The organism is Vibrio sagamiensis NBRC 104589 (assembly GCF_007990935.1).
Classification (GTDB): domain Bacteria; phylum Pseudomonadota; class Gammaproteobacteria; order Enterobacterales; family Vibrionaceae; genus Vibrio; species Vibrio sagamiensis.
This window is the reverse complement of the sequence record NZ_BJXJ01000079.1, coordinates 1-5,558: the sequence shown is the minus strand read 5'-3', so window position 1 is coordinate 5,558 and position 5,558 is coordinate 1. Positions and strand designations below refer to the sequence as shown.

Here is a 5,558-nt window from a genome sequence, read left to right as displayed (position 1 = left end):
GCAAACGGCACGCCTGAGGATGAAGATGGTGTGGGCTTTGTTACCACGTTCGAACTTGGTCAATCAACGACCATCACGATTGAAGCATCCGGCTGAAGTTGTCAATTTTATCGAACCGAGAATGAGCGTAAAGAAGCAGAAAACTTTACCTTCGAAATTCATATTGAAACCATTTCTGGTGCCGATACCTGCGGTCTCATGGCCATACCATATGACCCCTTCATCCTCGCTAATACTGATTCTTACCACAACAATATAGTCCCACCTGCTGCTGGTAAGCGTTGGGAAGTATGTTTACCCGACCAAAGTTCAACTGAAAAGTTCGACACAGGACTCTTTACGTTACAATACGATGACAGTCATCAAGCACTAGGTAAGTACTTTAAAACAGAACTCAATCATCCTTGGGCATTGTTCATTACTTCTGAGTGGTAATGGCCAATTGAGAGGACGGACATCTTAAGTGCTTATCGAGACTTCCAAGATTACGCAGAGTCGTCCGGGGTATCTAATCTGGATTGGCATCAAAACCCAGTCTCTGATACCAGCAAGACTTATCAAATATAAGGAGTAACGTAATGGAAATTATATTTATTTTTCCGATCACACACCTAATGTTATTCGGCTGTGGGGGTGAAGACCAAAACCGAGGTTTAGCGCCTTCGTGTCTTAATATCAGTCAAGTTGAGATTCACTTTGATTATTTAGTGATTGCAGATGGGGACGATTATAACCCGGTGAAATCTCAATCTTTGATTGTAGATATCATCCGTATGAGTGCAGAGCGTGCACATGCTTCTGTGTATACCAAGTTTAAAGAAGCCAGCCAAGGTCATTATAAATCCGACTATAAAAGTCAAATTATTTCAAGAACACTAGAATCTAGTGCCACTGAACTCGATTTTTCAATCGCAGACTTGCAGCAGGAATTCCTTGCATAAGTTTGGTTCTCTAACCGCCATAGCAATACTACTTTACGCCTAAACAGGCTGCATGGGTGATGAATTAGTGCTTAATGCAAAAGAATAAATCGCTATTCAATTAAACCCAAGGCGAGGTTTCTTCGCCTTTTTTATGTATCATCGTTTAATTTAACAAGATTCTACTCTTCCAACACTAAGTAGAAAAAATGTGTGAGTTCTTGGGGCTCTTAGCTTGGGAATTTATCATAGAGCATTGGCTAGATAACTATATGACTGATAGTTGTTCATTTTTGCGGTTAACATTAACGACATATTTTCGAGTTAGAACTATAAAACTACTTTCATTAACATGGAGTCAGTTAAAAATAGCTAAGTGTTTCTTCTTTTAGCTAGCTGAAAGATGTTAAGGGAATGAACATGCGAGTATTTAAAAAATCCGGTAATATCGTTTTTAATGTTAAAAAAATAGTATAAGCGTCCATATAATTTGTATTGTTGTGTTTTTATACAAGCGTATATTGTAGAGCTAGAATACACGATATGAATCGGAAAACTGTCCGTATTTTTCCGTTAACTCATTACAAGCTTGAAGTGCATCTGCATTTTTCTTTAGCCATTCTACTTCCAACTGCAATTTAACCTCTTTCTCCAAAGTTTTCTCCATTGTCGCTGATAAGTTGATACCTAGACGTTTAGCTTCAGCGAGCAATTCACAGTTTAAGCTTAGGTCGGTTGATTTTTTAGGTGTATTTTTTTTGTATGATTTTCTCATGAAGTAACCTTATACACACAAAGAATGTGTAGTTAAGTATAATTTAAAGCAATACATATAACAAATAGGGATAAGATACCGAATAAACAATATTATAGTTTTAAGTGCTATAAACTGTTCAACAAAAATTAGAATGAGGGCATTGTATGAAGTCTATGACTATACATATTGTTTTGGAAGGAGTTTAGTATACAGAGATGAATTTTTATAAGGTATGGGCTAGGCACTGCGCCAAATAACGTCGATTGTGTGATTATTCAGGCTGAATAATGACAAATTCTGATTGTGATAAAATTAAGGCAAGACAAAAATTAAGAATTGCTTTGATAGTAATAAAGAATCAGGTCTTAGTTTTTACCAAGTCTTGATTTCATTATATTGTTGCTGACGATATCAACTAAATTTCAATTAAAAAGCAAGCTACTGCTTGCTTTTTAAGTAAAAATAGAGATACCAATTAGCTATTTGCTAAAACATCTGCAATAGCTTTATCTAACTTATCTTGGATATCTTTCGATAATCTACCAAATTCGTAGGAAAAATTGCGACCTTTTACACGCTTACGAGCAAACATACCTTTACTATCAAATTGGGCAAGAGGAATAACCTCTATTTGATCTGCTTTTGGTTTGGCTTGAGTATATTTTAACTCTTTTTTGATTAATTCTATAATTGCGTCTTTTTTTTCTTCAAGCGAATATTCAGCCTGAATATTGACAATTCTACTTTCAATCTTGTGAACAAATTTTGCAACTTGATACTTATCATCGCAGCTTTTCATTACCTTATCAAGCAAAGTGTAGTCAGGGTGTGCAAGTGCATTAACAACAGGGAATAATTTGACCAATCCTTCATCAATATTCGCTGCTTTTATCGCTTTACTGACACCTGCTTGACTAAGTCCAACATGTTTAGCGATCTCTGCTTGTGTTAAATCTGGATTCGCTGATTTGATAACAAGACATTGATAGCCAATTTCACGAAGGTTATGTTCTTTAGCCGTTTGTAGCTGCTTGGCGAGTGCTTTCGCATCACTAATAGAAATATCGTTTTGAGTGACAAGAATCCGGAAAGTTTTAACTCTTCCTTCTTGTAATAAAAACCAAGCTCTGCGACGAGAACCATCGAGAATATCAATTTTTCCATCAATTTCACGCCCTACAGCAGGGTAAAACTGCTGAAATTCGAGAGAGTTGAGATCTTCAAGGGATTCTTTATTTAGAAGTGATTGATCGCGTCCATTGACATCAAAGGTAACAAATGTGTCATCACGTATTTGTTTATATGATAATGTCACCTCATTAAATACAGCGGTATTACCGGATGCCAATTGCCAAACCATACTTTGACCTACAGAATCAATACCAAATTGAGTTTTTAGAAATTCGGCAGTATTGGTTCCCGCTTTTTCCATTTCTGCTGTTAATTGCTGGGTTAAACTGGTCAGGTTTGCTACTGCTGCTGATTGCTGAGCTTGTAGAGACCCCGGTGCGTTACCAAGAGGGCTGCCGCCACGTTTCTTCGCCATTATGCTTGCTCCTGTTCACGCCATACATTAAGAATGTCGCGTTGAATTTGACTAGTTACTTCATATCCATTTTGTTGTGCAGTTTGAAATGTCGACTTACTTTTTGGATACTCACTTTTTGACATATCAAAAACAGTCGAGAGTAGGGAAGAGGCTTGACGTATCGCTTCACTGTGTTTGAATTCTTTTGAGTATAAGTAAGGACCAAAGTGTTCGTAAAGACTGTTCATTAATTCTGTTGTTGTTGAGCTGTCACGATGATTAGTAAGGAGTATTTTCATAAAGTCATATCCACGATGATTGGCATTAGCTAACAGAGCCCATACCTGAGGGATATAACTAAAATATGAACACGTTGCATCAATATCATTTTCTGTAATAGAAAGAGGAAAAACAACACTAGTTGCGGCGAAGTAGGCGTTGTAGGTTGCATAACCTAATGAAGGAGGAGTATCTATAATAATAATATCAAACTCATCTTTCACAGCTTCGATTATCTCGGCCAGGATAGAATAAGGAGAGGATAGAGTATTATTAAAAACCTTCTCATGGAACCAGCCTTCTATAGCGCGATCACTTTGTGCTGCGGGTAAAATTCGCAAATTTGGAATGGTCGTGGTTAAGAAGGCTTCAGATGCTGCTTGCTCAAAAGTTTCATCTTCATCCAAGTCAAAGTTACGCATGATTAGATCTCCAACAGATAAATTTCCTTCTTGGTCGGATTCTGGTGCGTAGTACATGGATAACGTCGCTTGGCCATCCATATCAATTAGGCCAATACGATATTCTTGGTGAAACTCAGTTGCCAAACCAGAAGCAACCGTTGCCGCTGAAACGGTTTTGCCAACACCTCCTTTTTGATTTTGAATTACAATGACTTGAGTTGATTGTTTCCCATTACGCTCAAATTTTTGTTCTTTACGTAGTGACTCTGGTAATAAACTTCTAACACGATACATTTCTTCAATATCGATCGACCACTGTGAATCTTCGTGGCGACGTGGATCAATATCAGCAGCAGTTACATATTTATCAAGTGTTTTAGCATCAATACCGAGGTAAGCAGATGCTTCTGCGCGAGTGAAGTTCCTCAATTCTTTTCGATGGTTTGCAAGTAAACGTTGATTACGACGCTTAATGTAAACATCAGCCCCTTGCTTTAAAGATTGAAAATTTGACGTAGTCTGTAGAGTATCCATTACTGCCTCCGAATGGTTTATATAAACAGTATATACCTTAATTTTTAAAGTGTGTATCAAAAATTGAGGTATTTGTTTTTTACGAGTTTAAGCAAAAAGATCTAATAAATAAGCATTAATGAGGTGAAAGTCAGAGAGAAGGGCAGGGCAGATATGGCAATATACTTTTAAAAGTGTTGAGCATTTTACTTTTGTGATAAAGGGAAGACATTCGCTACAGTACAAAATGGTTCATATTGAGTGAAACTATCGTTAAACCTAAAAATTTACAGGAATTTTTTAGATATGAAATTAGTAACTAAGGATCTGACTCAAACGAAAGTTTGGCTGTCGAGTCTCGAGCGTAAGGCTGTAATGAAAGTTATCGAATCTAGTTTCTCAAATGTTGTACCAGAGGTTTACTTTGCGAAATATTTTGAGCAGGACGATGCCTTTAAACGCAAACTAAGGCTTTATTTAGATAATGATAAAGTTGTTGGATTTTGCTTAATTACTTTTAGTAGTGGAAAAAGTAATAAAGATTTAAAAGTAGTCATGATAAAAGCTTGTGCTGCTTTTATTCCTCAATATCGGCGAGGAGGGAACACATTTACATACTCTTTATATGAAAGTTTTAAATATTGGCTATCTGCGCCATGGAAGAAAATTTATTATGCCGATACAATGTTGAGTCCAGCGATGTATCGTGCAATAGCAAAGAATGTAGGAGTTATTTGGCCACACCCAAACCACTCAACCACAAATGCACTCTTTGAGCTATTTAATGCTAAAGGTGAGTTTAACCGTGAAGAGTCATTGCGTTGTTTAATGTATGTAGGGCGCGTGAGTAAATACTCAGATAAAGAGTTGGCATCATTCGAAAAAAGTAAAAAACTGGAAATTGAATACTATTGTAAATTGAATCCAGATTTCAATAAAGGAATGGCTCTATTTGTCATTATACCAGTACATTTTAAGCAACTTTTACAAACTGCCTACAAAATGTATTTTCGATCTAAATAACTGGAATTGCATTGTAAGTTGCTGTTATGTTCAGGGTTGTCTGCCTTTACTAAGTTTTATTTTTATCGATAACAGTGGTGAATTTCAAGTTTACTCGGGTAATGTAAATGTTTTAACAAAAGATGAACCTTGTG

General features: G+C 36.6%; 5 protein-coding genes and 1 pseudogene. 3 read left to right on the top strand and 3 right to left on the bottom strand.

The annotated features are described in order from the left end of the window. Positions 1-108: 108 nt before the first annotated feature. Positions 109-567: pseudogene (locus VSA01S_RS19115) on the top strand (LruC domain-containing protein); the annotation flags it as partial. Between the two features lie 11 nt (positions 568-578). After that, positions 579-941, top strand: a complete 363-nt coding sequence (locus tag VSA01S_RS19110; protein ID WP_227739661.1) for a hypothetical protein — start codon at positions 579-581, stop codon at positions 939-941. A 508-nt stretch (positions 942-1,449) separates the two neighbouring features. Here VSA01S_RS19110 and VSA01S_RS19105 read toward each other — a convergent pair. From VSA01S_RS19105 to VSA01S_RS19095, 3 genes are all read right to left on the bottom strand, one after another. Continuing rightward, complete coding sequence (locus VSA01S_RS19105; protein WP_039983082.1) at positions 1,450-1,695, bottom strand: type II toxin-antitoxin system CcdA family antitoxin; 246 nt, start codon at positions 1,693-1,695, stop codon at positions 1,450-1,452. Positions 1,696-2,152: 457 nt separating this feature from the next. Further along, positions 2,153-3,223 carry a ParB family protein gene (locus VSA01S_RS19100; protein ID WP_039983081.1) on the bottom strand — a complete coding sequence of 357 codons (1,071 nt, stop codon included), beginning with the start codon at positions 3,221-3,223 and terminating at the stop codon, positions 2,153-2,155. Next, positions 3,223-4,422: a ParA family protein gene (locus tag VSA01S_RS19095; RefSeq protein WP_039983080.1), complete on the bottom strand. Its 1,200-nt coding sequence runs from the start codon at positions 4,420-4,422 to the stop codon at positions 3,223-3,225. The genes VSA01S_RS19100 and VSA01S_RS19095 overlap by 1 nt, the downstream gene beginning before the upstream one ends. Before the next feature lie 285 nt (positions 4,423-4,707). Here VSA01S_RS19095 and VSA01S_RS19090 point away from each other — a divergent pair, with 285 nt between their 5' ends. Further along, the gene (locus VSA01S_RS19090; RefSeq protein WP_050567446.1) at positions 4,708-5,424 is read left to right on the top strand and encodes a hypothetical protein; all 717 of its coding nucleotides are present in this window, start codon (positions 4,708-4,710) and stop codon (positions 5,422-5,424) included. Positions 5,425-5,558: the final 134 nt, after the last annotated feature.

What these genes read in the sequence shown, in the direction of transcription:
- VSA01S_RS19090 (WP_050567446.1), top strand. Translation starts at nt 4,708, where the DNA reads ATGAAATTAGTAACTAAGGATCTGACTCAAACGAAAGTTTGGCTGTCG.
- VSA01S_RS19110 (WP_227739661.1), top strand. Translation starts at nt 579, where the DNA reads ATGGAAATTATATTTATTTTTCCGATCACACACCTAATGTTATTCGGC.
- VSA01S_RS19100 (WP_039983081.1), bottom strand. Translation starts at nt 3,223, where the DNA reads ATGGCGAAGAAACGTGGCGGCAGCCCTCTTGGTAACGCACCGGGGTCT.
- VSA01S_RS19095 (WP_039983080.1), bottom strand. Translation starts at nt 4,422, where the DNA reads ATGGATACTCTACAGACTACGTCAAATTTTCAATCTTTAAAGCAAGGG.
- VSA01S_RS19105 (WP_039983082.1), bottom strand. Translation starts at nt 1,695, where the DNA reads ATGAGAAAATCATACAAAAAAAATACACCTAAAAAATCAACCGACCTA.